Below are 25,993 nucleotides of genomic sequence, written 5' to 3' on the forward strand. Positions count from 1 at the left end.
AATATTAAAAGAGTAGGGAATTTAAAAATGATATTATTACAGCAGATGTTTGTTCTGTTCATGCTTATGGCAGTCGGTATCATATGCAGAAAAACAGGACTTATGAATGATAAAGTCAGTAAAGGAATGTCGGGAATTGTAGTAAATATTGCAAGTCCGGCTTTTATTCTCTCTGCAGGAATAAATAAAGAGCAGGTGGTAACAAACAGGCAGCTGTTAGCCTGTGCCTTGGTTACGGTCATGATATATCTTGGGCTTATTCTTGTATCCTTGTTTCTTCCATTTTTATTAAAACTTGATAAGCGATATTTTGGAACCTACAGGGTAATGACGATTTTTTCAAATATCGGATTTATGGGATTCCCTATTGTATCTGCAACCTATGGAAGTGTGGGACTTTTATATGCAGCATTTTTCCAGTTCCCTTTTAATCTTTTGATTTATACCTATGGAATCAGAGCAATGAGAAGCGGCAAGGATATAGATTTCGATAAGAGCTTTTCCTGGAAAAACATCATAAATGTGGGAGTTATATCAGTATTTATCTCCCTCATTTTGTATTTGTCACATGTCCATGTGCCGGAGCCGATTGAAGATGTGATCACAAGTCTCAGCGGGCTTACTGTTCCTATGAGTATGATGGTAATAGGTTATGCACTTGGTGGAATGAAGCTTAAGAGTCTGTTTGAAGACTATAAGCTAATGATTTTCTCATTGATAAAGCTCGTTGTTATTCCAATAATCGGAGTAACTATTCTTAAGATTTTTATTAAGGACCAGATTCTTTTGGGGGTATGCTTCGTTATGATCGCAACGCCTGTTGCCAGCATGAGTGCAATGCTTGCGCAGTATTACGGCGGTGATGAGGATACTGCATCCAGAGGAGTTGCACTTACAACTTTATTATCGGTGGTAACAATTCCTCTTGTAGGTGCCATCTGTTTGTAATAAAAGTTTATTATTTCTTTATTCTTTCTTGCTATATGCTTCATTGAGTGGCAAATGCCATAATGATAGAATTAATTGTAAAACTTTGACATTACAACCGATAGATATTGGCAGAGCATTTTGCAGGCAGGTATGGCAGATACCATTTTTATGTTGTACCTGCGTTGCATAGTTTGTTCTTGAGGAACAGTCAATGGAGAAGATGAAGCATTGGCAGAGCTATTTACTTATATTATTCTGTATTGCGATTAATCTTTGCGGACGAAGCATTACAAGTCATGTGGAACTTCCATTCTGGCTTGATTCAATAGGTACTCTCATTGCGGCCATTCAACTGGGGCCCCTTGGTGGTGCTATCTGTGGTGCTGCCCTGAATATTATTCTTGGAATAACAAGCGGCGGCAGTACAACTATGGCTTATGCATTGGTTTCTGTAGGCATCGGTATTTCTGTGGGGATATTCTACCCTAAAGCAAGCTACTATACAGTTTTCAGAGTCATGGCAACAGCAGTATTTGCAGGCTTTGTGGCGGTCTTTCTCTCTACTCCCCTAAATATGATCTTTTATAGTGGAAAAACCGGAAACGCATGGGGAGATGGTCTTATAGACATGATCTCCAGAGATGTTAATGTCCCGATAATATGCTCCTTCCTTGGGGAAGCTTTTGTAGATATTCCGGACAAGGCATTAAGTGTTGTTATAGCATCAAGAGCGATATACCTGTATCATTTTTTTACAGACAGAAGGAAACGAGATTATCATATAAAGTCAATTTTATGGCTCGTTTTGCCTGTTGCATGTTTGAGCTTTTCAATTAATGCAAAAGCAATCGATATGAGCTCTGAGTATGCTACAACGATTTATGACACTGAGGATGGTCTTGAAACAGTAGAAATAAATTCCATTGCTCAGACAAAGGATGGCTATATATGGGTGGGAACTTATGCAGGTGTATACAGATGTAATGGTTATGAATTTGAACAGATTGACCTGGATAAGCGAATCAGTAATGCACGGCGTCTTTATGTTGATCATAACGGATATCTGTGGATCGGGACAAATGACAGTGGTTTGGCCTGCTATCATCCCAAGGATAAAACCATTAGCTTCTATACGGAGGATGAAGGCCTTTCATCAAATTCAGTAAGAGAAATCAGTGAAGATAATGATGGCAATATCTATGTGGGTACTGCTACTGACCTTTGCATGATTGACAAGGAAGGAAAGATAAAAGTCTTTTCAAAGGAAAAGCTTTACGGTGTGAGATCTCTTTCCTGTAATTCAGATGGAATCATGGCAGGGGTAAGTAATACCGGAGAACTTTTTTTCATAAAAAATCAAACGTATGCTGGCAAGATCGAGACTGATGACGAGAATGTGAAATTTGCCGCTGTGGCAGCAGGGGAACATGGCGTATTTATGGCGGGTACAACTTCAAATTATCTGATTCAGGTAGTGGTCAGTGATAATGGAATAGAGCGTGGGAAGAAGTATACGATTAGCGATAATGAATATTTTAATAAGCTCTATTATTCCAAACAGAATAATGGATTTTTCTGTGCGCTTAGTAATGGAAACGGATTTATTACTAATGAAGGTAAATTTACCAACATGTCCACCAAAGAGTTTAATGGTGAAGTCAGTGATATTACTGTAGATTATCAGGGAAATGTATGGTTTTCCTCAAATAAGCAGGGCATAGCCAAATACTCCTGGAATCCTTTCATGGATATTTTTGCCAGGGCAAAGGTTCCGCCTGCTGTTGTAAACTGCACTTTGATAAGGAACGGACTTTTGTACGTTGGAACTAATGATGGTCTTTTGACAATTGATCTGAAAACATTTTATTCAGTGCCAATTGCCCATCCGGAGCTTTTTAATGACGTAAAAATCCGGGATATTATGGAGGATTCTTCCGGGAATCTGTGGGTCAGTACGTATGGGAAAAATGGCCTTATAGAAGTAAAAGCCGATGGCAGAATAGAAACCTTTAACGAAAGAAACAAGAAAACCGAAGGAAATAGCTTCAGATTAGCGATTGAGCTTTCCAATGGGACCATCATAGCTGCAAGTACTACAGGAATTACTTATATTGAAGACGGAGTTGTAACAAAAACTGTAGGTGAAGAGCAGGGGTTAAAAACCCAGGTTCTTTGTATGCATGAAATAGCAGATGGAGATTTTTTTTGTGGTACTGATGGAGATGGAATAGTAATCATCAGTGACGGCAAAATCCGCTATAAGTACGGCAAGGCAGAAGGGATGGAATCGCTGGTTGTAATGAAGGTAATTCCCTGTGGAGCGGGTGAGTATATCTATGTTACAAGCAATGCTCTGTATTACTATAAGGATAATAAGGTCAGCAAGCTTACGAATTTTCCGTATAACAACAACTATGATGTCTTTTTCGATGATTATGGTAATGCATGGGTAACCTCCAGTGCAGGAATTTTTATAGTAAAAAAGGATGATCTGATCAGTAATACAGAATACAATTACACTCTTTTGAATAAGGGCCGCGGATTATATTCATCACTTAGCGCTAATTCCTCCAATTCATATGCAAATGGTTTTCTTTACCTGTGTTGTACAGATGGAGTAAGAAGGATTGCGGTTAATGAGCCTAACTATGTTGATAGAGATTACACAATTGCCATAAATAAGCTGACTGCAAATAATAAGGAAATCGAACCGGACGCCAATGGTGATTATTACATTCCGGCTATTTCCGGAAGGGTATCCTTCGAGATTGCAGTACTTAATTTTACACTTTCAAATCCTCTCGTTCACATTTTTTTAGAAGGTGCTGAAGATGAAGGTATAACCTGTTATCAAAAGGATATGAAAGTCTTAAGTTACATAAATCTTCCATATGGTGATTATGTGCTTCATGTTCAGGTATACAATTCTGTAGGTAAAAACGTAATAAGAGAAGAGAAATTCAAGGTTTATAAGGAATCACAGATTTTTGAAAGGCCATATTTTAAAGCATATTTGATATTTGTTTGTACTTTGTTTGTACTTTTCATTGGATGGCTTATAGGAAATATCAGAATTGGAATTCACAATATGGAAAGGTGGCAGAATGAAGCCAGGATCGACCCCATGACCGGATTCTGGAATAAACGCTACACACAGATAGCTCTTGAAGACATCTGTAAAGAGTCCAGCGGAATATTTATGATGATTGACCTTGATAATTTTAAATTGGTCAATGATGTCTTTGGACATGAGATGGGTGATAAGGTTCTGGCAAAGTTTGCAGAGCTTGTCAGATCATGCTTTAGAGAAAAAGATTTTATAGGTCGTATCGGCGGAGATGAATTTGTGGCATTTATCCAGGGGACCTGTGATGAATCTGCGGTTGCTGATAAGGAAAAGTTCCTCAATGAACAAATTTTGAAAAGTGGTGAAGACATCATGGGTAATGAAATGAATATACCTCTCGGAGTTTCTATCGGAGCGGTTTCTACCATTGATGGAGGAAATGATTTTACTGAGCTTTTCAGAAAGGCAGATAAGGCCCTTTACAGTGTAAAGCAGAATGGCAAGCATGGCTATTTTATGTACAAAGATGCAGGTATTGGTGCGGGAGATGAGATTAATGCTCAGGGAGTAGCAGGTATAAAGATGATTCTTGAAGAGAGAGGCGCTAAAAAGGGAGCGTATTTTGTGGATTTTGATAAGTTGCAGATGGCATATAGGCTTTTCTCAAGAATGGCAAAGCGAACCATAGTTAATATCTATCTGTGCCAGTTTATAATGACCAGAAATGATGGCGGAGAAGTTGATGAAAAGGTTATGGAAAAGTTCATAGAGGTTCTGACTGCCAGCCTTAGAAGCAATGATGTCATGGCCATGAACGGTAAGAATCAGGTTATTCTTATTCTCACGGATATAGCGGCAGAGAATGGGCATACCCCTGTTGAACGAATTGTCGAAAGGTGGAATGAGATTGAAGGCCACGAGGATTACACAATAAACTATGAATCTGAAGCAATGTAACAGATAAAGTTTTTTAACACAGTGTGAATAATTGTGCTAAAATGATTTCTGATGTTTAGTTATAGGAAATACCTATTAAAATAGAAAACTTTTGGATTTGTTTTAAGGAGATTTAAAAATGCAGTCACGTACACATACATGTGGTGAGCTCAGAATTGAGAACGTGGGTAATAAAGTTAAGCTTGTAGGCTGGCTTGAGAACCTGCGTGAAGTTGGATCAGAGCTTGGCTTTGTGGTTTTGAGGGATTTTTATGGAACGACTCAGATCGTCATTGAGACAGAAGAGATGATGAAGGTCGTTAAGGGAATCAATAAAGAGTCAACTATATCAGTTGAAGGAACAGTCAGAGAGAGAAGTTCCAAGAATCCCAAGCTCCCTACCGGAGATATAGAAGTAGTACCTGAGAAGATTGATGTTCTCGGACGTTGCAGATACAATGAGCTTCCTTTTGAAATCAACAGAAGCCGTGAAGCTGATGAATCAGCTCGTCTTAAATATCGTTATCTTGACCTTAGAAATCCTGAGGTTAAAAAGAATATTATTCTTCGCAGCAATGTTATAGCTGCACTTAGAAAGTCAATGATCGAGCATGACTTCATGGAGATCACAACACCTATTCTTACAGTGTCATCTCCTGAGGGAGCAAGAGATTACCTTGTTCCTGCAAGAAAGCACCCCGGAAAGTTCTATGCACTTCCCCAGGCGCCTCAGCAGTTCAAGCAGCTCCTCATGACTTCAGGAATTGATCGTTATTTCCAGATCGCTCCCTGCTTCCGCGATGAGGATGCCAGAGGAGACAGAAGTCCGGGTGAGTTCTATCAGCTGGATATGGAGATGGCTTTTGCATCTCAGGAAGATGTATTCGAGATCTGTGAGGATGTGCTTCCTCCAATCTTTGCAAAATATGGTCTTTATGACAGAGCTTCAAGTGCTCCTTTTGCACGTATTCCTTACAGAGAAGCAATGGAAAAGTATGGCTCAGATAAGCCTGACCTTAGAATTGACCTGACTGTTCAGGATGCTACTGAGGTTCTTAAGGATTGCGGATTTGGTCCTTTTGCAAGCGTTGTTTCAGAAGAGGCAGCAGCTGCAAGCAAGGAGAAGGCAGCAGAGACAGGTGATAATTCAGGTGTTCTCAACGCAGGTGATGAGACAGGCGTTAGAATCAAGGCTGTAGTTATCTCTGATTTCAAGGAGAGCCGCAAATTTATTGACAAGACAATCGCTGATGTTGAGGTTCAGGCAGGTGCTAAGCCTTACTGGTTCAGACTTGATGAGAACGGCGAGATCGTTGGTGGTATTGCTAAGTTCGTTCAGGATAAGAAGGAAGATGTTATATCAGCCCTTGGACTTAAGAGCGGAGATCTCATTGTTCTTAGCTCAGGTAAGCTTGGACAGGCTCAGAAGACAGCAGGTGTCGTAGTTAAGACCTTCGGAGCAGCAGTTCCCGGACATATGGATAAAGAGCAGTATTCATTCTGCTGGATCGTGGACTTCCCGATGTATGAGTTCGGTGAGGAGTCAGGCGAGCTTGAGTTCTGCCACAATCCTTTCTCAATGCCTTCAGGCGGTATGGAGACACTTCTTAAGGCTGAGAGAGGCGAGATCGATCCTCTTGATATCATGGCTGATCAGTATGACCTTGTATGTAATGGCGTTGAGCTTTCATCAGGCGCTGTTCGAAACCATGATCCTGAGATCATGATCAAGGCATTCGAGATGGTTCGTCTCGGAGAAGAGGATGTTAAGGCAAAATTCCCTGCAATGTATAACGCATTCTGCTATGGTGCTCCGCCGCACGCAGGTATTGCTCCCGGCGTAGACCGTATGATAATGCTCCTTGCAGGTGAGAATTCAATCAGAGAAATCATACCGTTCCCGATGAACAAGAACGCTCAGGATATTATGATGGGCGCTCCCGGAGAAGTTACTGATAAGCAGCTCGAAGAGCTTCATATTAAAACGGTAGTAGAGGAGTAAAAACACCAGTAGAGGAATAAAAAACACCAGAGGTTCCGAGTAGTCGGAACCTCTTTTTGAAGAAAAGGAGTTTTATGGTCTTTAGTTCTACAGTATTTTTATTTTGCTTTTTACCGTTGACACTAATAGGTTGCTATCTGATAAGAAGTCAGATTTATAGAAATATCTGGCTGCTTATCATGAGCCTTGTGTTCTTTGGCTGGTCACAGCCGGGGTATTTATGGATCATTGTTGCCAGTATCATTATCAATTATCTATCAGCTTTCTTAATGAGTCTTTTTGAACGTAAAAAGAAGGCCATTTTATTTTTGGCAGTTGTCTGCAATTTACTTCTTCTTTTTTATTACAAGTATCTGGATTTTTCCATTCAGACTTTAAATGATACCTTTGGAATGTCAATTCCTTTGCAGGGAATAATTCTGCCAATTGGTATATCATTTTTCACTTTCCAGGGCATGAGTTATGTGATCGATGTTTTCAAGGGAGATGTAAAGGTTCAAAAGAATCCGCTTAAAGTAGCGCTGTATATTGTCCTGTTTCCTCAGCTTGTGGCAGGACCAATTGTCAGATACATTGACATTGAAAACGAGATAGATAACAGGAATCCCGGAATTGATGATTTTTCGGCAGGCATAACAAGGTTTGTAGTTGGACTTTCCAAAAAGGCGATAATAGCCAATACTATGGCGGAAGTAGTTGATACCATCTGGGATGCAGGGATATCCAATAATACGATTGCAATTGCCTGGCTTGGAAGTATAGCTTATTCGCTTCAGATTTTCTATGACTTTTCAGGATACAGCGATATGGCGATCGGTATAGGAAGAATGCTTGGATTCCATTTTTGCGAGAACTTCGATAAGCCTTATATTTCCAGGAATATCACTGAGTTTTGGAGAAGATGGCACATCTCATTGTCATCCTGGTTCAGAGATTATGTATACATCCCGCTCGGCGGTAACAGAAAGCATTTGTATAGGAACCTGATAATTGTATTCATGCTTACAGGACTCTGGCACGGTGCATCATGGCACTTTGTTATATGGGGTGCCTGGAATGGATTCTTTATTGTGGTCGAGAGACTGCTGAGGGGACGAAATAAGAAATCCAGGATGGTAGCAGAGGGCAAGCTTGCAGTTGCTTCATTAGGTAAAGAAATTCTGAGACATATATATGCACTCTTTGTTATAAATACTGGATGGGTGCTTTTCAGAGCAGATAATTTCGCTCTGGCAATGCAGTATCTTGGAACAATGTTCGGAATAGGCTTATCCGGAACTCCTGGATTTACAATTTCCTGGTATGTGAATAACTGGGTACTGTTTGTAATGGCTATTGCAATAATGGATATCGCAGGAGTTTTTTCATATATAAAGAAAAATCTTCTTGGAAAAATGCCGTTTATGGCATATTCGATTGCAAAGATAGTAGCCATATATGGAATGCTTATTCTGGCTATTATGAGAGTTATGTCCGGCACTTATAATCCGTTTATTTATTTCCAGTTCTGATGTTATGAAAAATGGATTCTTGAATGCTTTCCATGTCATTGTTCGGAAAGACATGAGTATACAAACATTGACATGGAAAAATGAGAGGACATGCTGTAGTAAATACTATTGTTACCGGTATGGAGTATATAAATAATTATGAGTAGTAAGATTTTAAAAAAGATATATATTTGTGGATTTGCCATAATGCTTCTGCTACCGCTTATTTTTATCAATAGAGATGAGAATGCCATATCTGAGCAGGAAAACAGAACATTGTCCGGATTCCCGAAGCTGAGAAAGGATGGCGGCTTTAACAAGGAGCTTCCGACTGATATAGAGAATTACTTGAATGACAGACTGGGCTTTAGAGATCAGATAATATCACTAAATGCGCTAATGCAATATCATGTGTTTGGCAGAATGGAAAACGGCAAGAGGTACAGACTTGGACCTGATGGAGAGTTCAATATCATAGAGAATGACATGGTGGAGACCTATCAGCATTTCAATCTCTTTAGTGATGAGGAACTTGATAGAATTGCCTGGGATTTTCAGACTGTATCTGATTATTTAAAGGATAGGGACTGCGAATTTTACTACATGCAGTGCTGGGATAAGCAGACTATTTATCCTGAATATTTTCCTACAAGTGTTAATCAGTACGGGGATTATTCAAGGACAGATCAGTTTTTGGAGACCCTTGAGACGAGGACCGATGTGCCTGTGATTTCTCTTAAGGAAGACTTTATTACCAACAAGGGTAATTACGAGGTATACAGTAAATACGGCGATCCGGTGCATTGGACACAGAGAGGTGCATTTATCGGATACACCAAGGTCATGGAAAAGCTAAATGAGAACAGGACGGACAAGTTCTCAATCCTTACTGAGCCTGATTTTGATATAACCATGACCGACCAGGGTATGAGCTTCTATGGTGGTGTAAGAAGAGAAAATATCTCTGAGGATTTCAAAAGAAAAGCCACCCATGCGGTTATGGATGAAGACTACGACGAAGAGCACGAAGAATTTGAGGGGCTAAAAACCTATCATTTTGTTAATGACAACGCAGGTAATGACTGCAAGGTCATGATTGTTGGAAACAGCTTCATAGTCAATTTTCTGAAAGAAGATTTTGCAGAAAGCTTCGGCGAGACACTTGTTGTCTGGAACGACCTTGGGAAGAAATTTGACTCCTGGGTTGAGTGCTATGATCCCGACATTGTAATCTTCGAGATGGTAGAGCGTTATGCAGCCTATGATAAGGTTCATAAGGCAGCCAAAAAGATTTCGAAGAAGTCATTTTAATAGTTATTTAATGCAGGTTTTACCAGTAATTAATACACATTAGATATTATAAAATTGATTATTGCTATAATTTTTGCTTGATTAACATACCGGTACTATCAGGTCGAAGTATACGGCTTTGTATGTTTTTTATGAGGGAAGATATATGAGTAAAGTAAGCAGAATAATAAGAGCAATGGCAACTGTAATAGTTTTTATGATGTGCTTATGTGTATTCAGGATAGAAGCAGCTGCGAATGTTGTTGAAGTGGAAGAAATAAATGCGTACAGGGGATATGATCTCGATGGTTTTCCTCTGGTATGTACAGATGATTGGCTGTTTCAGATAAAAGCGGATGAAGCAGTGATAATCGCTTACCTTGGTACAGATACGTCTATACAGACACCTACTCTAGTGTGGATGGATAATCATAGAAGAAGTTTTCCGGTTAGGGCGATAGGACAAGAAGCGTTTGCAAAGTCAAATAATAATTTTTCTAAAGCAAAAAGCATCCTTAAAGCAACTAAATTTGATAAAGAAGTACATAATTGTAGCTTTAAAAGTTTGGCAATTAACGATAGTATAAACGCTATTGGAGATAATGCGTTCAATGCTAACTCGGAAATAACAACAATTAAGTTTATAAATGATTCAGGGAAAGATTTTATAATTGGAAATAATGCATTTCGCAGTTGTAAAGCATTAGCAATTGTTTCATTACCTTCAGGCTTAACGTCTATTGGAACAAATTGTTTTTACGAGTGTACTTCATTGGAAAAAATTGTTATTCCAAGTAGAATTACAGAAATACCATCTGGATGTTTCGAAAAATGTACAAGTTTGAAAACGGTAAGTATCCCAAATGGCTTACAAACTTTATCAAATAGAGTGTTCTTCAATTGTAGTAATCTTGAAAATGTTGTAATCACAGGCGGGGGTGCTCATGCTGGTATCAATATAGATCTACCTGATACTGTTACAACGATAGGTAATAGTGCATTTGAATATTGCATAAAGATTGAGACTGTGCATATTCCTACCGGAATATCCAGAATTAGCAGTAGAGCATTTGCTCATTGTATAGTCTTACGTGATGTGGCTATACCAGAAAATGTAAAGACCATAGATTCTTATGCATTTGCTTATAGGGTTTATGGAGAAGAATATGAGTTTGATTTTCAAAGAAGACCTGCAGATGTTACACCTGTGACATTTACGGAAGGATTGAAAACTATAGGTCCATATGCTTTTTATGATATTCCGATAATGAGAGAAGTATCAATACCTTATTCTGTTGAATCAATCGGGGCTAATGCTTTTGGCTATTATGAAAGTAAAGCTGGTATGCGACCAATTCCAGGGTTTGGTATAAAATGTTTTACTGATTCAGCAGGTGAAGATTATGCGATTGCAAATTCATTTAATGTTGATCCTGAAACAAAAGTGGATATGACAGTAGAGTATAAGAATGTATCATTTTCAACTACTGAACAAAGAGGCGAAGTAACATTAACACATGTAGATAACGCAGATATTACCAGTTATAAAGTTCCCAAGACTATAAAAGTTGGGAGGAAGGATTATACCGTAACAGCCATTGGAGATGGCGCCTTTTCCGATTGCAAACTTCTTAAGACAGTAACTATAGAAGAAGAGGTACAGACAATCGGAGCCAGGGCTTTTAGCGATTGTACTGCACTTGAAACTGTAAAAATAGGAGATAAACTCACTACTATTGAAGATGAAGCTTTCAAAGGATGTAAAAAGCTGACAACTCTTACGATTGGAAGTGGCATTCAGACTATTGGCTCTAAGGCATTTTATAAGTGCAAAAAGCTTGGTAAGATTACAATAAAGTCTAGCAAGATTAAAAAGATCGGATCAAAGGCTTTTAAGGGAACATCTAAGAAGAGTGAGTACACACTTCCTTCGAAAAAACTGAAATCATACAAGAAAAAGTTTAAAAAGGCAGGTGCGCCAAAGACCGTTACCTATAAGAAATTGTCTAAAAATAAGTAAGTATTTCAAATCAATAAAAATGGATTTGTACTAAAGTGAAAGCTGTGAAATGGGGATATCTCCTATTTCACAGCTTATTTATGTGGATAAGAGCTGCGAAAAGAGGACTTTCAGAAATACGCAGCCCAATTCTGGCAATAAGAGCTGCGAAAAGAGGACTTTCTGAAATGCGCAGCACAATTCTAGCAATATGAGCTGCGAAAAGAGGACTTTCAGAAATACGCAGCCCAATTCTGGCAATAAGAGCTGCGAAAGAGGACTTTCTGAAATGCGCAGCACAATTCTAGCAATATGAGCTGCGAAAAGAGGACTTCCACAAATGCGCAGCCCACTCAAGCAAGTCCGAGCGGCAGCTATGAGCAACAGTCAATAAATTTCCAGCTCTTTGAGTTTCAATTAAGATTTGTGTCTAGCAATGATGTTTTTAAAAGTTAAATGTTTGTAAAAACAAGGATAAATCATTGTTTTTTCTGATAAATGCTTGTATTATTGAAATATATATTGCGAAATTTCGTGATTGAAAAAATATTCTGAAATGAGAAGATAATACATAAAAAATCAATTAAAATTCAAGATGATAATTGATTATTCAGAACCGGTGATCAATATTTTTGGATTTCCAGATGCTTTTTCTATTATGGGCTTTGGAAGTCGTAGATTCTGAGATATCAAAAGAATTTCACGAAGGAACAGATGATCAAGAAGACAACTGATTTTTCTAAATTAATGACTCAATTCGCGATGGTGGGACAGCTTGGACTATCTTTAGTAACTCCGCTTCTCATCTGTATTTTTGCGTGCTATATGCTGACAACCAAGCTTGGCGTCGGCGGATGGGTTTACATTATAGGTTTCTTTTTTGGACTGGGTGGTTCAATGATGACAGCCTATAAAGTTTACCTTGAGGTAAATAAAAAGAACGAGAAAAAGAAACGTTCCGAGAACGAAGTTAATTTTAATAAGCATATTTAAAAGGTAATTGCCGTGGGACAGATGGAAGGACACGTCCTACGTAATTATCCTTGTTATCGGTTGAAAAGTTATATCGATATAATAAAAAACTATGTTTTCAATCACAGGGCAATAGAGAGTGCGGATTGAAAATAGGGAGTGACGGAGAAAAAAGTTATGGTGGTTCAGGACGCAGTTAAGAAAGAGACTACGTTCATTGCTGTGGGGACAGCATTGGCGAGTGTCTTGGTTATAGTATTGTTTTTTGTTTTGCATCAAGTGGTACCAAAGGATGCTCCTTTTGGCTATTCGGTACCTTTTGATTATACGATCTTCCTGGGGGCTATTGGCGGCACTGTTGCTGCTGTGGGGAACTTTTTTTGGATGGGACTCACGGTCCAGAAGATCACAGGGATGAGCGAAGAGGAGACAGACAGGGCGAGAAGTACTATGGCAGTAAGTCTTAGATATAGGACATTACTTCAACTGCTGTGGGTAGTACTTGCTATCTTCGTGCCGGCAATTAATCTTGTTACCGGCGTAATTCCTCTTTTTATTCCGAGTATTCTAATAAAATTTCGCGGGATTTTTCTGCGAGGAAAGGAAGGTGATACTAAAGTATGAACTTTGAAGTAGCCGGCAGTAAAATCTATTACAGTATCCACACTGGTATTCCGGTTCTTGGTGATTTCAATATCACAGAGACACTGGTGGTCAGCTGGATCGTAATGGCAATCATAACGCTGCTGTGTATCTTCCTGACGAGAAACCTTCAGGTCGAGAATATTTCAAAGCGCCAGGCGGTTGCAGAGATGATAGTTGAAGCAGCTCACAATCTGGTTCGAAGTAATACCGGTGGTACAAAGTTTGACTGGCTGATTCCGCTGGTATCAGCAATATTTGCCACAAGTATTGTATCGAATCTGATATGCCTTGTGGGTCTGAGAAGTCCCACGGCTGATCTTTCAACAGAAGCAGCATGGGCTATTGTTGTTTTCATAATCATTACTGCATGCAAGATTAAAGCGGGAGGTTTCCTGGGTTATCTCAAGAGCTTCACAACGCCGATTGCAGTTATGACACCGTTTAATATTCTGTCTGAGCTGGCAACGCCTGTAAGTATGGCTTGCCGTCATTTCGGTAATATCCTTTCAGGAATTGTTATCGACGGACTGATTTACGCGGCACTTGCAATTGCGTCTTCCGCATTATTTGGACTTATACCGGGCGTCGTGGGTGATGTGCTTTCAAATATCCCAATCCTGAGCGTAGGTCTTCCGGCTATTCTGGGCGTATATTTCGACTGGTTTACAGGATGCATGCAAGCGTTTATTTTCTCAATGCTGACAATAATGTATATAGCAAATGCAGCAGAGGGATAAAAAAATTTAAAATTTCATATACAAACAATAAACCTAGGAGGATTTCAACATGAGTGATTTTCAGATGTTAGCAAAAGGTATTGCACTTGCAGGATGTGGTATCGGTGCAGGATGTGCACTGATCGCCGGTATCGGCCCTGGTATTGGTGAAGGAAATGCCGTTTCAAAGGCTCTTGAGGCAATCGGACGCCAGCCTGAGTGTAAGGGTGACGTAACAAGTACCATGCTTCTTGGTTGCGCTATCGCAGAGACAACCGGTATCTATGGTTTCGTTACAGGTCTTCTTCTGATTTTCGTAGCACCTGGCACATTCATGAACTATCTGAATTAAGATATTAAAATCGTGAACATGTGATTTTAATTGGGCGAAACACCTGCCTTGTGATCACAGGCATGTGCGAGCCGTTCGAGTTCTTTTTATAAGGCTAAGCAAAACCTTATGGAACTTGCAGCCCCGATTTATTTAATTAGGAGGTACACGAATGGGCACACAGGATCTAGTTACAATCGTTCCGTGGACGTTCATAGCACAGATATGCAACCTCTTCATTCAGCTTTGGCTCATAAAGAAATTCCTTTTCAAGCCTATAAATGAGGTAATTGAAAAGAGAAGACAGCTCACTGAGAATGAAATTAAGGGAGCCAGAGAAGCTAAAGAAAAAGCTGATGCAATGAAGAAGGAATATGAAACCAGCCTTTCTTCTGCACAATCACAGGCAGCAGAAATCGTTGCAAATGCTCAGAAGGAAGCTCAGGGCAAGGCTGACAACATCGTTAAGGATGCTGAAAAGCAGGCTAAGGGTATCATTGAGAGAGCAGAAGCTGATATCGAGCAGGAGAAAAAGAAAGCCATCAATGAGGCTAAGGATACCATCGGCGGACTTGCAATGGATATTGCAGGAAAAGTCGTGGAGAAAGAAATCAACGAGAACGATCATAAGAAACTTATTGATGAATTCATTAACAATGTAGGGGAGGCGTCATGACCAAGGCTGGAGATTTATACGGACAGAGTCTGTATGATCTGGCGCTTTCGGAAAACCTTACGGATGAAATCTTAAGTCAGATGGAGTCGGTAAAAGAGATATTAAAGGAGAATCCGGATTATGTAACTCTTTTGTCGGAACCCTCGATTCCTAAAAAAGAGAGATTAAAACTGGTTGATGAAGCATTTGACGGACAGCTTCAGCCCTATCTGCTGAATTTTATAAAGATCCTCATTGAAAGAGGATTACTAAGACAATTTTCAGCATGTGAAAAGAGGTTCAGGAGCAGCTATAACAAGGATCACGGCATAGCAGAAGCTATAGTGACAAGTGCTATAGCACTAAATGAGTCACAGGTAAGTGCTCTTAAGTCAAAACTTGAATCCATCAGTGGAAAGAAGATTCTGCTTACACAGAAAACCGATGAAGCTGTTCTCGGAGGTATCCGGGTGGAGATCGAAGGTAAGCTCTATGACGGAACTGTTCAGGGGCGCCTAGATGAACTCCGCAAAAAGGTTGACGAGACAGTCCTATAAGAAAGAATAAAACCCACGGAGGCTTTTAGAATGGAATTAAAACCAGAAAAAATATCCGAGGTGATTCGAAGCCAGATCAAAAACTATCAAAATGCGATCATTCAGAATGAGACCGGTACAGTTTTAACCGTTGGTGACGGTATATCCAGAGTTAGCGGACTTTTGAATTGTATGTCAGGTGAGCTCTTAGAGTTTGAGAACGGCACATTCGGAATGGCTCAGAACCTCGAAGAAACAGTAGTATCCGCGGTTCTGTTCGGAGAAGATGTTGGAATCAGTGAAGGACAGACCGTTAAGCGCACCGGACGAGTAGTTTCTGTTCCGGTAGGCGATGCAATGATTGGACGTGTTGTAAACGCTATTGGACAGCCGATTGATGGCGCAGGCCCTATTGAATCGGATGATTACAGACCTGTTGAGATCAAGGCACCGGGCATCATTGAAAGACAGCCCGTTAAAGAGCCTTTGCAGACAGGTATCAAGGCCATCGACTCCATGATCCCTATCGGACGTGGACAGCGTGAGCTGATTATCGGTGACCGTCAGACAGGTAAGACCACAATTGCCATCGATACTATCATCAACCAGAAGGGTAAGGATGTTATTTGTATCTATGTTGCAATTGGTCAGAAGAGATCAACAGTAACATCACTTGTGGCAGAACTGCAGAACGCAGGAGCTATGGAATACTCCATAGTTGTAGCAGCTACGGCTTCAGAGCCCAGCCCGCTGCAGTACATCGCACCTTATACAGGTTGCACCATGGGTGAGTATTTCATGAATAAGGGTAAGCACGTACTGGTTATCTATGATGACCTTTCCAAGCACGCTGTTGCTTATCGTGCACTTTCACTTCTTATTCGCAGACCTCCGGGACGTGAAGCTTATCCCGGTGACGTATTCTACCTGCATTCAAGACTCCTTGAGAGAGCTGCTAAGCTTTCTGATGAAAACGGAGGCGGTTCACTTACTGCTCTTCCTATCATCGAGACTCAGGCAGGTGACGTATCTGCATACATTCCTACAAACGTTATCTCCATCACTGATGGACAGATATTCCTTGAGACAGAGCTTTTCCATTCAGGAATCATGCCGGCTGTTAACCCTGGTATCTCAGTTTCCAGAGTTGGTGGTAATGCTCAGATCAAGGCCATGAAGAAGGTTGCAGGTACACTTAAGCTGATTTATTCACAGTATCGTGAGCTGCAGAGCTTTGCTCAGTTCGGTTCAGACCTTGATGAAGACACCAAGAGTCGTCTTGCACAGGGTGAAAGAATTGTTGAAGTTCTTAAACAGGACAAGAGCTCACCGGTTGCTGTAGAAAAGCAGGTTGCTATCCTGTACGCAGTTATCAACAATGTACTGACAGAGGTTGCTGTTACAGATATTGCAGAGTACGAGGCAGGACTTTTCGAGTATCTTGACACAAATCCTGATGGAAGCGATGTTATGAAGACTATCCGCGAAACAGGAAAACTTGAGGCAGATACAGAAGAGAAGATGAAGAATGTACTCAAGGCATATACCGATAAGTTTTTAGCCGGTAAAAAGTGATAACGGAGGATAAAACATGGCTGCTAATATGAAAGCTGTGAAGCTCCGGATAAAAAGCGTACAGAGTACCATGCAGATTACAAAGGCGATGCAGCTGGTTGCCGCAAGTAAGCTGAGAAAGGCAAAGGAGAAGGCAGACAACTCCAAGCCCTATCTTGGAACACTTCTTGCAACATTACAGGATATCGCCAGAGAAAACCATGATTTTCAGTCCCCTTATACCAAGGCAGGCAAAAATGATAAATGGTTATATGTTGTAATCGCCGGTGACAGAGGACTTGCAGGAGGATATAACTCCAACCTGTTTAAGTTCATGGAGAGCGAGACAAAGGGCCGTGATATAGAGGTATTTCCGATAGGAAAGAAATCTGTAGAATACTTTAAACACAGAAATGTTCCGATTTTCACAGAGGAATTTGCAGAGGTGGCAAAGGTTACAATATCTGAGTGCTTCTCGGTTGCAAAGATTCTTTGTGAAGCTTACAAAGAAGGAAAATTCGGACATATTTTCCTGTGTTATACAGATTTTGTATCTATGATGTCACAGGTTCCGACGGCCAGCCCTATTCTTCCGTTGTCAGATATGGCAATAGAGGACGAGGAAGCTAAAAAGTCTAAATCGCTTATTCTGTATGAACCGGACAGCGAGACTGTTTTCAATACAGTTGTTCCGGAGTATTTGGCGGGAGTGCTTTACACCAGTATCAATATCTCGGTTGCAAGTGAACTTGCAGCAAGAAGAACTGCGATGGAAGCTGCTACCGACAACGCAGAAGAAATGATTGAAACATTAAGTCTGTACTATAACAGAGCACGTCAGGCAAGCATTACTCAGGAAATTACGGAGATTGTTGCCGGTGCAGAAGAGCCATAAAAGAGGTTTATGTTTTTGCGATAGTCAAAAGATGTATCGCAACTTGGAATAACCTTATTGGATACTTACTTAAAGGAGAAAACTCACAATGAGTGAAAAACATATTGGAAAGGTAATACAGGTAACAGGACCTGTCCTTGACATTCGTTTTGGTGAGGGTGAACTGCCGGATCTGCATAGCGCTATTGAAATCAAGAATGGAGATTCCACTCTTGTGGCAGAGGTTGCACAGCAGATCGGTGATGATGTAGTTCGTTGTATTGCGATGAGTTCCACGGATGGTCTTGTTCGTGGAATCGATGCGGTAGATACAGCTGCTCCCATCTCAGTTCCTGTAGGTGACGAGTGTCTGGGAAGAATTTTCAATCTTCTTGGTGAGCCGGTTGATAATCAGCCTGCGCCCACAACACAAGAGAGATGGCCTATTCACAGACCTGCTCCGTCATTTGAAGATCAGGTTCCTGCTACTGAGATTTTTGAAACAGGAATTAAGGTAGTTGACCTTATCTGCCCTTACGCTAAGGGTGGTAAGATCGGTTTGTTCGGTGGTGCGGGAGTTGGTAAAACAGTCCTTATCATGGAACTTATCAATAACGTTGCGAAGGCACATGGTGGTATCTCAGTATTCACCGGTGTTGGAGAGCGTACCCGTGAAGGAAATGACCTTTACGGTGAAATGAAAGAAAGCGGAGTTATTAACAAGACTGCGCTGGTTTACGGACAGATGAATGAGCCCCCGGGAGCACGTATGAGAGTTGCTCTTTCAGGACTTACAATGGCAGAGTATTATCGTGATGTTAAGAATCAGGATGTGCTTCTTTTCATTGATAATATCTTCCGTTTCACTCAGGCAGGTTCAGAGGTTTCAGCGCTTCTTGGACGTATGCCTTCAGCCGTTGGTTATCAGCCGACACTGGCTACAGAAATGGGTGCTCTGCAGGAGCGTATCACTTCTACAAAGAAGGGTTCAATCACATCAGTTCAGGCCGTTTACGTGCCTGCCGATGACTTGACTGACCCTGCACCTGCAACTACATTCACACACTTGGATGCAACCACCGTTCTTTCCCGTGATATTGCATCAAAGGGTATTTATCCGGCAGTTGATCCTCTGGATTCCACAAGCCGTATCCTTTCACCCGACGTAGTTGGTAAGGAACACTACGAAGTGGCAAAGGGAGTACAGCAGGTGCTTCAGAGATATCGTGAGCTGCAGGACATCATCGCTATCATGGGTATGGATGAGCTCTCCGATGAAGATAAACAAACAGTATTCAGAGCACGTAAGGTTCAGAACTTCCTGTCACAGAGCTTCTCAGTTGCTGAGCAGTTCACAGGACTTCCGGGTAAATACGTACCTCTGAAGGAGACCATTCGCGGATTTAAGATGATCCTTAACGGCGAGTGTGACGACCTTCCTGAGTCAGCATTCCTGTTGGTCGGAACAATTGATGAAGTGTTCGAGAAGGCAAAGAAGAATAGCTAATATACTTGAGAGATTTTGCTTCCCGAATAGCTAATTTACTTATGAGATTTTTCTTCCGCGTGGTGTAGAATAGCTAAGCCTTTCTTAAAAAGTGAAGGCGGATGGAAAGCAAACAGATGAGGATTTAACAATATGGCAACATATCATTTACAGGTCGTATCCCTGGATGGATTGGAATATGAGGGCGAAGTTGAGAAGGTTCTTATTCGTACAATAGACGGTGATGTTGAGATTTTGGCTCGCCACACCAATTATTGTACCGGAATCGGAATGGGAACTGCTCATGTAACCTTTGCTGACGGAAAAGAGAGAAAGGCAGCCTGCATAGGCGGTATGCTCTCTGTCATGGATGGTGAAGTCCGAATACTTCCTACAAACTGGTTGTGGAGCGACGAGATAGATGTGGAACGTGCGCGTTCAGCTAAAGCGAGAGCTGAGGAAGCCTTGAAGGATGCTCAGCTTACCAAGGAAGCAAGAGTGCGCGCCGAAGCCAAGCTTTATCGTGCACTTGTGCGAATTGGTTCCGCTCAGTGAAAAAAATAATTCAGGAATATACATAAACATATATTGGGCGCTGTGGCTTGCCTATACGGCTTGCTGCGGCGCTTTTTAAATAAGAAACAGGGAGTATGAATGGAATCTCTAAAGGTTCTTATTGCTTCTGACGGATACAGGGATGATTTACAATGTTAAACAAGGAAGCAGCATAAACAAATGCTGTATAAACAAATCAAGATCAGCTGAAAGATGAAGGGAGTTGTCGCAAAATGTCAGTGCGTCAGCTCCCTTGTTATCTTTGTATAAATTCTATCTGAAATATTTGTAGAAAAACAATAATTGTAGAAATGTGCGGATTAACCTATAATGTGTGTACGTTAACAGAATAATACAAATAACACACAAAATTACAATATATTAAGAAAAGGGGTAGGAAAAATGGTAATCAAAAGTGTAACAGACAAAGAATTCAAAGAGTACGGCAGAGTTGTTGAGGGCTACAGTGTTGCAGAAATCCTTAAGACACTTGAGAATGACACACCTTGTCCGGATGATGTTGTTTATGTAGCTGAGGATGCTAATCTTATGGCTACAGCAGACACCAAGGATCTTGGCACAAGCCTTTTTGGCGGTATGCCTTTCCAGTTTGGCTACTGCAATGGTCACAACACAAAGATGAACTGCATGGAGTATCACAGAGACAGTGAGTTCAATCTTGGTACAGAGGATTTCATTCTTCTTCTTGCAAAGCTTAGTGATATCGAGGATGGCAAGCTTGATTCATCAAAGGTTGTAGCTTTCAAATGCCCTAAGGGTGTGCTTGTAGAGGTTTATGCTTCAACACTTCACTATGCACCTTGCCATGCAGATGCAGCTAAGGGCTTCAAGGTTCTTATTGCTCTTCCCAAGGGAACAAATGTAGGAACCACAGAGACAGCAGGTAAAAACCTTGATGACAGAACACTTTTTGCTACAAACAAGTGGCTTCTTGCACACAAGGATGCTTCAGAGATCGCTGATGGTGCTTATGAAGGAATTACAGGCGAGAACATCGATATTGCAGGACTCATCTGATCTTAGATTGTAAAACATCAACCTTTTTAATGTTACTATATTGCTTTGTTTTTAAGCATTGAAGAATGAGTTTTTGACGATATGAAATAATATTAGCGGATTCCGAATGTTCTAAAACTGCGAAAGCTTCGTAGAAATGGAGCAATTAGTACATAAGTAAGGGGCAAGATTTACTTTTGACCATTACATTATTTTAATGAAGGTTGTCACTAAATGACAGATGAGGGGTAAAAATGGCAACAATTAACGAGATAGCTGAACTTGCGGGCGTGTCCATCGGAACGGTGGACCGCGTTCTGCACAATCGCGGCTATGTTAAGGCTGAGACAAGAGAACGTGTTGAAAAAGCCTGTGAAGAACTGCATTATGAGCCAAACCGTGTGGCACAGGGACTTGCTGTCAGAAAGAAGAAACTGAAGTTTCTTTTTATGATACCAAAGACACAATATAGTCCCTTTTTCATACCGGTTCGTGAGAGCGCTGAAAAGAAGGCAAAATCGCTGGAAGCATACGCAGCAACTACGGATATTTTAGAATACCCTGACAGTGAAGCTGAAGAGAAGAAGCTCATCGATACATTGAAAAAAAGTGTTGGCGAATACGACGGTGCCTGCATTACAGGTACAGTGTCACCAATAAATGATCTGATCATAGCTGAGAGTAAAAAGCGGGATATGCCGCTGGTTTTCTATAACAGCAGGCTTGACGGTGTGGAACATCTTGCATACGTAGGGTGTGACTATATAGCTTCCGGAAGGCTGGCTGCCGGTCTGTCTGCAATGGCAGGCGGTGAGAATGCGAAAATCTGTTTTTTTACTGAGTATGACAGCATAAAAGAAAGTGCAACCGAGCGTATCAGAGGCTTTTCTAATGAGATGAGCTCAAGATATCCTGACATGGAGCTTCTTGGAAAATGGAGCATATCCCTTGATCGCGAAGAAAACAAGCGCTCTGTAAGAGAGATGTTTGTGAAATATCCGGAGACCAATGTGGTGTATGTTATAAATCCAAGAGATTACGATATATGCAGGCTTATAGCCGCTGAGGACACTGATCACAGGATAAGAATAATCACTAACGATCTGGTGGCAGTGCAGTATGAGATGTTCCACAAGGGACTCATTACAGCAACAATATGCCAGGAGCCTGAAAAGCAGGGCAAGCTTTCACTGGAGATATTATTTAACTATCTGGCATATGGCACAGTTCCTAAAAAGGTGAATTACACAGAGCTTAGCATACATATTGAGCAGAATCTGTAGTCTTTTGTGCAGTATTCAACGTACACATAAAGGCAGAAGTATGTAGTCTTTTATACGGAATTCAGCATATATGCAGAGTGGATTTTGACTTCTTGCGGGCAAAAGAGAAAGCAGAAAGCGGTAGTTTTTATACAGAATTCAGCATATATGTAGAGTGAAGTTTTGTCTTCTTGCGGGCAAAGTAGGAAAACAGAAAGCAACTGTCTTTGTCGGACATAGGAACGTTTTAGAGAGCCGCTGAAATGAAGAACGGGCGACATTGTGAACAGAATTATACACTTATTTCTGTGAAATATGTCGTGTTGACAAAATAACCTTCAAAACTTATGATTTATTTGATGTGTGAACGTACACACATTTCAAAACATCCATGTTTATATATGAAAAATGATAGTAAATATCATTTACAGGCATGTTCATTTTTCGCAGTTTTTGTAAAACTGCATAGCAATAATATTTATTTTTAAGGGTAGGAGGACATAAAATGAATAACATTCCCCAGGTTAAAATCGGTCTGGTAGCAGTCAGCCGTGACTGTTTCCCGGCATCACTTGCAATCAATCGTAGAAAGGCATTAGTTGAGAGCTACAAGAAGCTTTACAACGATGTAGACGTATATGAGTGCCCTGTATGTATCATCGAGAGCGAGACTCAGATGGTAGAGGCACTTGAGGACATTAAGAAAGAGGGCTGCAACGCTCTTTGCGTATATCTTGGTAACTTTGGTCCTGAGATTTCAGAGACACTTCTTGCTAAGCACTTCGATGGTCCTGTAATGTTCTGCGCAGCTGCAGAGGAGTCACAGAGTGACCTTCAGGACGGCAGAGGCGATGCTTATTGCGGAATGCTTAACGCAAGCTACAACTTAAAGCTTCGTGGTGTTAAGGCTTATATTCCTGAGTATCCTGTAGGAACAGCTGATGAGTGCGCTAAGATGATCAACGAGTTCGTTCCGATCGCAAGAGCACTTGTTGGACTTTCAGATCTTAAGATTATTTCTTTCGGTCCTCGTCCGCTTAACTTCCTTGCTTGTAACGCTCCTATTCAGCAGCTTTACAACCTCGGTGTTGAAATTGAAGAGAACTCAGAGCTTGATCTTTTCGAAGCATTCAACAAGCATGCTGATGATGAGAGAATTCCTGAAGTTGTTGCTGATATGGAAAAGGAACTTGGCAAGGGCAACAAGAAGCCTGAAATTCTTAAGAAGCTTGCTCAGTATGAGCTTACACTTCTTGACTGGGTTGAGGAGCACAAGGGTTACAGAAAGTATGTTACAATCGCTGGTAAGTGCTGGCCTGCATTCCAGACACAGTTTGGTTTCGTTCCCTGCTATGTAAATAGCCGTCTTACAGGCCGTGGAATTCCGGTATCCTGCGAAGTTGATATCTATGGTGCACTTTCAGAGTTCATCGGAACATGTGTAAGTAATGATGTTGTTACACTTCTTGACATCAACAACTCTGTACCTGCTGATATGTACGAGCAGAGCATCAAGGGCAAGTTTGATTACAAGCACACAGATACATTCATGGGCTTCCACTGCGGAAATACATGCTCAAGCAAGCTTACTGAGTGCACAATGAAGTATCAGAAGATCATGGCTAGAAACCTTCCTGAAGAAGTTACACAGGGAACACTTGAAGGAAACATCGTTCCTGGAGATATCACATTCTACAGACTGCAGAGCACAGCTGATAATCACCTTAAGGCATATGTTGCACAGGGTGAGGTTCTTCCTACAGACTCTATGTCATTCGGTGGAATCGGTGTATTCGCTATTCCTGAGATGGGACGTTTCTATCGTCACGTACTGATCCAGCACAACTTCCCTCACCATGGTGCAGTTGCGTTTGGTCACTTTGGAAAGGCACTCTTCGAGGTATTCAAGTATGTAGGTGCTGAAGTAATCGGCTACAACCAGCCTGCATCACTTCCTTATCCTACAGAGAACCCTTTCAAGTAATTTGAATTATTGATTTATTTGAATTACGGATTAAATTAGTTTGAATCATGGATCAGATTAGTTTAAAGCACCAATCAAATTAGTTTGGGTTACGAAAATAATTAGTTTGAATTTCGGATATTTAAATCAAGAATAATTGTCGAACTGCCGCATCATTTTGGTGCGGCAGTTTTTATAATATGTGCTTGAAAATGGGGCTGGATTGCAATAAAATGTGCGCAATGAGATTAAGTGAGCCGTATTACCGCAAGCGGTACATTTTGGAATATTAGTGAGGTAAGGCAATGAGAATAGTAGCAGCAGAAATAGACAGTGTAGGAAATGATATAGACTACAGCGGCCTTCAAACGCTGGGAGATGTAACTTTTTATGAGGACAAGATAACAGAAGAAAATGCAAAAACACGCCTTGAAGGGGTTGAGGTGCTGTGTATAAATAAGTCAAAGATCACACAGGCAATTTTGGATGATGCGGATGATTTAAAACTTATTTGCGAGTTTGCAACAGGTTTTGACAATGTCGATTTGAAGGCATGTACAGCAAGAGAAATCAAGGTGGCAAATGTAGCGGGATATTCTACATCTTCAGTGGCGCAGCACACGTTTGCACTTCTTTTTTATCTTATGGAATCACTTAAAGACTACGATGAATTTGTGAAAAGTGGCGAATATGCAGCGCAGGATCATTTTAGCAAGGTTGATATCCCTTTTCATGAGCTTGAAGGTGTTACCTGGGGAATTATAGGAATGGGCAACATCGGAAGAAAAGTCGCACATATCGCTGAAGCTTTTGGTGCAAAAGTAATCTTTTGTCCTGCGTCAGGAAGATCAACTCACAATTCAGATGATGAGTCATTTGAGATGGTGACATTTGATGAACTATTAAGAAGAAGCGATGTTCTGTCACTGCATTGTCCTTTGTCTGATAAAACCAGAAATCTGATAGACAAAGATGCTCTTGTAAAAATGAAGAAAACTGCAATTCTTATCAATGTGGCAAGGGGGCCTGTGGTAAATGAAGAGGATTTAACGAATGCTCTGATAAATGGAGAAATTGCCGCAGCAGGGCTTGATGTGCTAAGTGTAGAGCCCATGAGAAAGGATAATCCGCTGTTAAAAATCCAGGATAGCAGTAAGCTTCTTATTACGCCGCATATGGCATGGGCTAGTGTTGAAGCCAGAACACGATGTGTAGACGAAGTAAAGAAAAACATTCTTGCATATGAAAGAGGCGAGAATAGAAATATTGTGAATCTTTGATCAGATGCTACTCATGAATGAAGGCATCAATAACTTTCATGAGTGCTTCTTTTTGATAATCTGTAAGCAGTAAATATTTGGAGTTCAGATCAGCAAGTTCCGCGTCGGTTTTCCCATTATCTAACTGGTCGGCATCACTGAAAAACTCAGAAAGGGTTATTCCGAATGCATTACAGATGGATTCGAGCTTATCTATGCTGGGATATCTATTCTTGTTGTACCAGGTCACGATGGTTGATTGAGGTACGTCTGCAAGTTTGGCCAGCTTGTAAACGGATAAACGGCGTGCCTGTCTAAGTTCTGAGATACGTCCTAAAGCGTCAAACAATTATGATTGCCTCCATATGCAAAAGCTAATTGAGTGTAATTATAAGCACAAAATGCAAAATGTGCAAAATTTAATTGAGTGTTATCGTAGCCAAAATATGCAATG

At 40.8% G+C, this 25,993-nt stretch carries 21 protein-coding genes; 20 read left to right on the top strand and 1 reads right to left on the bottom strand.

Annotated features, from left to right (window positions below; translation table 11 throughout):
- The first annotated feature begins 27 nt into the window (after nt 1–27).
- The 20 genes from G622_RS0100635 (at nt 28) to G622_RS0100740 (ending at nt 25,560) form a co-directional block, all read left to right on the top strand.
- Entirely contained in the window at nt 28–948 is a 921-nt protein-coding gene (locus G622_RS0100635; RefSeq protein ID WP_026509079.1) for an AEC family transporter, read from the top strand.
- A gap of 193 nt (nt 949–1,141) precedes the next feature.
- Nucleotides 1,142–4,954: a diguanylate cyclase gene (locus G622_RS0100640; RefSeq protein ID WP_026509080.1), complete on the top strand. Its 3,813-nt coding sequence runs from the start codon at nt 1,142–1,144 to the stop codon at nt 4,952–4,954.
- 118 nt (nt 4,955–5,072) lie between these two features.
- Complete coding sequence (aspS, locus tag G622_RS0100645; RefSeq protein ID WP_026509081.1) at nt 5,073–6,935, top strand: aspartate--tRNA ligase; 1,863 nt, start codon at nt 5,073–5,075, stop codon at nt 6,933–6,935.
- A gap of 74 nt (nt 6,936–7,009) precedes the next feature.
- On the top strand, nt 7,010–8,446 hold the full coding sequence (locus G622_RS0100650) for an MBOAT family O-acyltransferase (protein ID WP_026509082.1): 1,437 nt from the start codon (nt 7,010–7,012) through the stop codon (nt 8,444–8,446).
- Nucleotides 8,447–8,584: 138 nt separating this feature from the next.
- The gene (locus tag G622_RS0100655) at nt 8,585–9,736 is read left to right on the top strand and encodes an alginate O-acetyltransferase AlgX-related protein (RefSeq protein ID WP_026509083.1); all 1,152 of its coding nucleotides are present in this window, start codon (nt 8,585–8,587) and stop codon (nt 9,734–9,736) included.
- Nucleotides 9,737–9,881: 145 nt separating this feature from the next.
- Nucleotides 9,882–11,735 (top strand): leucine-rich repeat domain-containing protein, encoded by a 1,854-nt coding sequence (locus G622_RS0100660; protein ID WP_026509084.1) that lies wholly within the window; start codon nt 9,882–9,884, stop codon nt 11,733–11,735.
- A 693-nt stretch (nt 11,736–12,428) separates the two neighbouring features.
- The gene (locus G622_RS0100675; protein WP_026509085.1) at nt 12,429–12,707 is read left to right on the top strand and encodes an AtpZ/AtpI family protein; all 279 of its coding nucleotides are present in this window, start codon (nt 12,429–12,431) and stop codon (nt 12,705–12,707) included.
- Nucleotides 12,708–12,863: 156 nt separating this feature from the next.
- Nucleotides 12,864–13,310 (top strand): ATP synthase subunit I, encoded by a 447-nt coding sequence (locus G622_RS0100680; RefSeq protein WP_026509086.1) that lies wholly within the window; start codon nt 12,864–12,866, stop codon nt 13,308–13,310.
- Complete coding sequence (locus G622_RS0100685) at nt 13,307–14,068, top strand: F0F1 ATP synthase subunit A (RefSeq protein ID WP_026509087.1); 762 nt, start codon at nt 13,307–13,309, stop codon at nt 14,066–14,068. Before G622_RS0100680 ends, G622_RS0100685 begins: the two co-directional genes overlap by 4 nt.
- 49 nt (nt 14,069–14,117) lie before the next feature.
- Nucleotides 14,118–14,399, top strand: coding sequence for an ATP synthase F0 subunit C (atpE, locus tag G622_RS0100690; protein ID WP_026509088.1), 282 nt, complete (start codon nt 14,118–14,120; stop codon nt 14,397–14,399).
- A gap of 151 nt (nt 14,400–14,550) precedes the next feature.
- Nucleotides 14,551–15,054 (top strand): F0F1 ATP synthase subunit B, encoded by a 504-nt coding sequence (gene atpF, locus G622_RS0100695; protein WP_026509089.1) that lies wholly within the window; start codon nt 14,551–14,553, stop codon nt 15,052–15,054.
- Nucleotides 15,051–15,590 (top strand): ATP synthase F1 subunit delta, encoded by a 540-nt coding sequence (gene atpH / locus G622_RS0100700; protein ID WP_026509090.1) that lies wholly within the window; start codon nt 15,051–15,053, stop codon nt 15,588–15,590. The genes atpF and atpH overlap by 4 nt, the downstream gene beginning before the upstream one ends.
- 30 nt (nt 15,591–15,620) lie before the next feature.
- Entirely contained in the window at nt 15,621–17,144 is a 1,524-nt protein-coding gene (gene atpA / locus G622_RS0100705) for a F0F1 ATP synthase subunit alpha (RefSeq protein WP_026509091.1), read from the top strand.
- 16 nt (nt 17,145–17,160) lie between these two features.
- Nucleotides 17,161–18,018: an ATP synthase F1 subunit gamma gene (atpG, locus tag G622_RS0100710; RefSeq protein WP_026509092.1), complete on the top strand. Its 858-nt coding sequence runs from the start codon at nt 17,161–17,163 to the stop codon at nt 18,016–18,018.
- 88 nt (nt 18,019–18,106) lie between these two features.
- Entirely contained in the window at nt 18,107–19,504 is a 1,398-nt protein-coding gene (gene atpD / locus G622_RS0100715) for a F0F1 ATP synthase subunit beta (RefSeq protein ID WP_026509093.1), read from the top strand.
- Between the two features lie 132 nt (nt 19,505–19,636).
- Entirely contained in the window at nt 19,637–20,038 is a 402-nt protein-coding gene (gene atpC, locus G622_RS0100720; protein ID WP_026509094.1) for an ATP synthase F1 subunit epsilon, read from the top strand.
- A 402-nt stretch (nt 20,039–20,440) separates the two neighbouring features.
- A complete protein-coding gene (locus G622_RS0100725) occupies nt 20,441–21,076 on the top strand; it encodes a DUF4867 family protein (RefSeq protein ID WP_026509095.1) in 636 nt (211 codons plus the stop codon).
- A 233-nt stretch (nt 21,077–21,309) separates the two neighbouring features.
- The gene (locus G622_RS0100730) at nt 21,310–22,338 is read left to right on the top strand and encodes a LacI family DNA-binding transcriptional regulator (protein WP_026509096.1); all 1,029 of its coding nucleotides are present in this window, start codon (nt 21,310–21,312) and stop codon (nt 22,336–22,338) included.
- A gap of 484 nt (nt 22,339–22,822) precedes the next feature.
- The gene (locus G622_RS0100735; protein WP_026509097.1) at nt 22,823–24,301 is read left to right on the top strand and encodes an L-fucose/L-arabinose isomerase family protein; all 1,479 of its coding nucleotides are present in this window, start codon (nt 22,823–22,825) and stop codon (nt 24,299–24,301) included.
- Between the two features lie 284 nt (nt 24,302–24,585).
- Complete coding sequence (locus tag G622_RS0100740) at nt 24,586–25,560, top strand: NAD(P)-dependent oxidoreductase (RefSeq protein WP_026509098.1); 975 nt, start codon at nt 24,586–24,588, stop codon at nt 25,558–25,560.
- A gap of 7 nt (nt 25,561–25,567) precedes the next feature.
- On the opposite strand, the gene G622_RS0100745 is transcribed toward G622_RS0100740, so the two are convergent.
- Nucleotides 25,568–25,888, bottom strand: coding sequence for a helix-turn-helix domain-containing protein (locus G622_RS0100745; RefSeq protein ID WP_026509099.1), 321 nt, complete (start codon nt 25,886–25,888; stop codon nt 25,568–25,570).
- Nucleotides 25,889–25,993: the final 105 nt, after the last annotated feature.

It is taken from the genome of Butyrivibrio sp. LC3010 (assembly GCF_000424385.1).
Taxonomy (GTDB): Bacteria; Bacillota; Clostridia; order Lachnospirales; family Lachnospiraceae; genus Butyrivibrio.

Coding starts and splice junctions, on each gene's coding strand:
- atpF (WP_026509089.1), top strand. CDS start 14,551: ATGGGCACACAGGATCTAGTTACAATCGTTCCGTGGACGTTCATAGCA.
- G622_RS0100725 (WP_026509095.1), top strand. CDS start 20,441: ATGGTAATCAAAAGTGTAACAGACAAAGAATTCAAAGAGTACGGCAGA.
- G622_RS0100730 (WP_026509096.1), top strand. CDS start 21,310: ATGGCAACAATTAACGAGATAGCTGAACTTGCGGGCGTGTCCATCGGA.
- G622_RS0100680 (WP_026509086.1), top strand. CDS start 12,864: ATGGTGGTTCAGGACGCAGTTAAGAAAGAGACTACGTTCATTGCTGTG.
- G622_RS0100640 (WP_026509080.1), top strand. CDS start 1,142: ATGGAGAAGATGAAGCATTGGCAGAGCTATTTACTTATATTATTCTGT.
- atpC (WP_026509094.1), top strand. CDS start 19,637: ATGGCAACATATCATTTACAGGTCGTATCCCTGGATGGATTGGAATAT.
- atpD (WP_026509093.1), top strand. CDS start 18,107: ATGAGTGAAAAACATATTGGAAAGGTAATACAGGTAACAGGACCTGTC.
- G622_RS0100635 (WP_026509079.1), top strand. CDS start 28: ATGATATTATTACAGCAGATGTTTGTTCTGTTCATGCTTATGGCAGTC.
- aspS (WP_026509081.1), top strand. CDS start 5,073: ATGCAGTCACGTACACATACATGTGGTGAGCTCAGAATTGAGAACGTG.
- G622_RS0100740 (WP_026509098.1), top strand. CDS start 24,586: ATGAGAATAGTAGCAGCAGAAATAGACAGTGTAGGAAATGATATAGAC.
- atpG (WP_026509092.1), top strand. CDS start 17,161: ATGGCTGCTAATATGAAAGCTGTGAAGCTCCGGATAAAAAGCGTACAG.
- G622_RS0100660 (WP_026509084.1), top strand. CDS start 9,882: ATGAGTAAAGTAAGCAGAATAATAAGAGCAATGGCAACTGTAATAGTT.
- G622_RS0100735 (WP_026509097.1), top strand. CDS start 22,823: ATGAATAACATTCCCCAGGTTAAAATCGGTCTGGTAGCAGTCAGCCGT.
- G622_RS0100655 (WP_026509083.1), top strand. CDS start 8,585: ATGAGTAGTAAGATTTTAAAAAAGATATATATTTGTGGATTTGCCATA.
- atpA (WP_026509091.1), top strand. CDS start 15,621: ATGGAATTAAAACCAGAAAAAATATCCGAGGTGATTCGAAGCCAGATC.
- atpE (WP_026509088.1), top strand. CDS start 14,118: ATGAGTGATTTTCAGATGTTAGCAAAAGGTATTGCACTTGCAGGATGT.
- G622_RS0100685 (WP_026509087.1), top strand. CDS start 13,307: ATGAACTTTGAAGTAGCCGGCAGTAAAATCTATTACAGTATCCACACT.
- G622_RS0100675 (WP_026509085.1), top strand. CDS start 12,429: ATGATCAAGAAGACAACTGATTTTTCTAAATTAATGACTCAATTCGCG.
- atpH (WP_026509090.1), top strand. CDS start 15,051: ATGACCAAGGCTGGAGATTTATACGGACAGAGTCTGTATGATCTGGCG.
- G622_RS0100650 (WP_026509082.1), top strand. CDS start 7,010: ATGGTCTTTAGTTCTACAGTATTTTTATTTTGCTTTTTACCGTTGACA.